The 4,158-nt window shown below is 69.5% G+C and carries 1 protein-coding gene; it reads right to left on the bottom strand.

The genetic code is table 11. The annotated features are described in order from the left end of the window. Positions 1 to 4,158, bottom strand: a 4,158-nt coding sequence (locus tag ACXWUF_RS19585; protein WP_458503357.1) for a beta-ketoacyl synthase N-terminal-like domain-containing protein, incomplete at both ends; no start/stop codon positions are given.

Below are 4,158 nucleotides of genomic sequence, written 5' to 3'. Positions count from 1 at the left end.
CAGGCGCGGCGCGTCCGTGGCGGGGCGGGCCAGTTCGGCTAGGCAATAATCCGGCCCCACACCCAAGCGCCGGATGGTTTGGTAGGTCGGCCCATATTCCCAGCCAGCGCGGCGGAACAGGGCGTACACCTCGGCGCGGTCGTAATGGCGCGAGGCGGTGCGCCACAAAGTTTGGATGTCCAAGGGCGCTTCGGCGGCGGGTTCGGGTGCTTCGGACACGACGCCTTCGGAATGGGCCACCCAGGCCGCGCCCTCGCCAGCGCCCAACTCGAAGCGCAACCGCCCGCCGGTTTCGCCGTGCAACTTGAGCTTCACCGACAGGGGTTCATCGCCGGGAATCAGGGGCTTTTGCCAAGTCAGGCGGGACAGGCTCAAGGGCTTGCCCGCGCCCAGCAAAGCTTCCCCGGCGGCGCGGGCCATCTCCATTTGGGCGGCGGCGGGGATCAACACCTGCCCGCCGCCCACATGGTCGCGGAAGTAGACATCATCCCGTCGGAACTTGGCGCGGAAGGCATAGCCGCCGTTGTCCGCGCCGCCCTGGCCCAAGAAGGGATGGGTTGCGGGGATAAGCTCGGCAGCGCCTTTTGATCCCCCCTCACCCCAGCCCCCCTTCGACTTCGCTCTGGACAGGTCTCCCAGTGAGCGCGAGGGCGAAGAGGCGGGCGCGTCCACCCAATAGCGCTCACGGGCGAAGGGATAGGTCGGCAAGGACACCCGGCGCGGTTGAAAATCGCCATAGAAGGCCTCCCAATCCGGTTCCCAACCCGCCACATACAGCCGGGCCAGCGCCGTGAGGGCTTCCCGGCGACGCGCCTCATCCGCCGCGCCATCGGCCCACACCATGCGGCGGTGTGCCGCCGCCTGTTCCGCCCATACGGGATCAGGGCTGGCGGGCACGGGGCCATCGCTACGGAATAGCGCCGGGTCCGCGCCATCCGGGACAGCGGCGAGGCGGCGGGCCAATTCGGCGCGGTCCCGCACCACGAAAGCCAGCCGCACCGGCAGGCTGCTCCGCCCGGCATTGAGGGTGTACACGATGGCGTCGAATTCGGCCTCCGGCCCGGCGGTTTCCAGCCAGCGGCGCAACTCGGCGCAGCGGGTCAACAAGGCTTCCTCGGTGAGGGCGGACAGGGTGACGAGTTGCCAAGGCCAGCCCAAGGCATGGACGGCTTCCGGGGCGGGCGGCGCTTCCTCAAGCACCAGATGGGCGTTGGTGCCGCTGAACCCGAACGCGCTGACCGCCGCCCGGCGGGGCCGATCCGCCGGGGCGGGCCAATCGCGCAAGGCGGTGTTCACGTAGAACGGGCTGGTATCGAAGTCGATGTGCCGGTTCGGCGTCTCGAAATGCAGGGAGGGCGGGAAGGCCCGGTGGCGCAGGGCCAGCAGCATCTTGAGCAACCCGGCGACGCCCGCCGTCGCCATGGTGTGGCCGATGTTGGTCTTGACCGAACCAATGGCGCAGCCTCCCCGCCGAGCGGCCCCGCCGAAGGCGTCCTGCAAGGCTTCCAACTCGATGGGGTCGCCCAATTTGGTGCCGGTGCCGTGGGTCTCGATGTAGTCCAAGCTGTCCGGCGCGATGCCCGCCCGTTGGTGAACCTCGCGCAGCAAGGCGGTCTGGGCGGTGGCGCTGGGCGCGGTGAGTCCATTGCTGGCCCCGTCCTGGTTGATCCCCGTGGCCTTGATGACCCCGTGAATCACGTCGCCGTCGGCCAGCGCCCGGTCCAGCCGCTTGAGCAACACCACGCCCACGCCCTCCGCCGGGACGAAGCCGTCGGCGGAGTCGTCGAAGGTATGGCAGCGCCCGGTGGGCGAGGTCATCCCGGAACGGCAGAAGAACAAATGCCAGTCGGGCGTGTTGATGGCGCTGACGCCGCCCGCCAAGGCCATCTCGCTCTCGCCGGACAGAATGCTCTGGCAGGCCGTATGCACCGCGACCAGGGCCGAGGAACAGCCGGTGTCCAAGGCGAAACACGGCCCCTTGAGATTGAGGAAATAGGCCACCCGCGCCGGGAGGATGGCGCAGGAATTGCCGATGGAGCCATGGCTGTCGGTGAACCGGCCCGCCGCCCGCAGCAGGTTCAGATAATCGCCCTGAGCGGCCCCCACGAACACGCCGCAACGCCGCCCTTCCAGCCGCCGCCGGGAATAGCCCGCGTTTTCCAGCGCCTTCCAGGCTTCCATCAGGAACAAGCGCTGCTGCGGGTCCATGGTCTCGGCCTCGCGGGGCGTGAGATTGAAGAACAGCGGGTCGAAGGAGGCCACATCCCGCATGAAACCGCCCCAGCGGCTATAGATGCGGTCGGGACGGCCTGGGTTCGGGTCGAACAGCGGCGCCACGTCCCAGCGCTCCTTGGGCACCTCGCGCACGGCGTCGTGGCCGGCGGCGAGGTTGCGCCATAGCTCGTCCAAATCGTCGGCGTCCGGGAATCGTCCGGCCATGCCGATGACGGCGATGTCGGTGCTGGCGATGGCGCGAGGATGGGTATTCTGATTGGAGCGATGGGCTTTCAGTCCCTCTCCCGCTGGACAGGGGGCGGAAAAATTCGCCGCGATATGCCCCGCCAGTTCGCCCGGCGTGGGATGGTTGAACAAATCGGTCTTACGCAGGCTGATACCCAGGCGGGCGTTGAGGGCGCGGATGACTTCCACCGCCAGCAGCGAATCCACCCCGAATTCGACGAAGGGCCGCCCCGGCTCCGGCGTCCGGCCCGCCAAGTCCAACAACCCGGCCAGCACCGCGCTGATTTCGCCCAGCAGGAAGGTCGGCAAGCTAACTTCCGCCGGAATCCGCGCCGCCGCCGGGCTGGCCGGTTCAACCGGCGCGGCCTCGGAAACCAGCGACGGCACCGGGGCCGAGGCAGCGGCCAAGGCTGGCCCACCCGCCAAGGCCAGGATGATGCTTTGCGGCGTGCCGCGCAGCGGGTCCGCGCCCGGCCCGTCCAGCGCGGTCACGGCGGGGAAGCCCACGCCGTTCAGCAAGCGCCGCCAGCCCGCCGCCCCCACCAAGGGCGCATGGGCGAGCCGCCGCCCCCTGTCGTCGGCCAGCCACCAGCCCTCCAACAGGCCGAAGCTCAGGGCCATGAACGCCTGCACCCGGGTCAATTCATTCAGGACCAGCAGCCCGCCCGGCTTCAACAGGCCGCGCACCCGCCGCAGCGTGGCGGCGAGGTCGCGGGTGGCGTGCAGGACATTGGCGGCGATCACCACATCGCAACTGGCGGCGGCGTAGCCTTGATCTTCCGGCGGGCGCTCGATGTCCAGCGCCCGGCAGCGCAGGAACGGGAAGCGCGGCCCGAACACCCGCGCCGCTTGGCCGGTGAAATGCTGGGTGACATCGGTGAAGAGGTATTCCAGATTGCCAAGGCCCGCCTCGGCCAGGGCTTCCAGCACGGGCAGGCTGGTTCCGCCGGTGCCCGCGCCGATTTCGAGAACGCGCAAGCTGCCCACGTCCCGCCGCGCCCGCAGATAGGCCCGCACCGCCATCGCCGCCCGCCGATTAAGGAAATCCGCCCAAGGATTGCCCCGGTACAAGGGTTCCAGCAGAGCGGGTGAGCCATCGGGAAACATCGCGTCCACGCCGGGACGCTCGCCCCGCAGCACCGCCCGCCAGTGGGTCGCGCAATGGTCCAGCAAGGCCAGATGGGGATGCAGCACCGGATGGCGCTGGGCCAATTCGTCCCGCGCCATCCGTAGCCCGGCGGCATCGGTTTCCCCGGTTGCCGTGACCCGCCAGACAACGCCCTCACGGCGCAGGAAACCGGACTCGGCCAGAATCGCCAGCGCCGCCGCGAACCAGCGCGCCTGATTGTCCGCCACACCGAAACGGGCGCGGAGTTCGGCGTCGTCGGCCACCTCCGGCCAGCCGTCGGTTCCGCCCAATTCGACCCACAAGCGCCGCGCCCCGTAGCCATCCAAGGCATCGAGCCCCTGGCCCAAGCCGTTCAACGCCGCGCCGGGCGCTTCGATGCGGGCCGCTTGGACGGCTTCGGCATAATCCGTCGGCAGCGGGGCGGGCATGGCTTGCAAACCTTGGAATTCCCAGTGGGAAGCATCCACCCGCCCGACCACCAGTTGCCGCCCGCCGCCCGATAGCAAAGCCGCGCAGGCCGCGACGCCCTCCGCCGGTTCGATGGGCAAAATGCCCCGCGCCTCGTACAG

Source organism: Methylomagnum sp. (assembly GCF_054333355.1).
The sequence above is the reverse complement of the archived record's forward strand: the minus strand, read 5'-3'. Positions and strand labels throughout refer to the sequence as shown.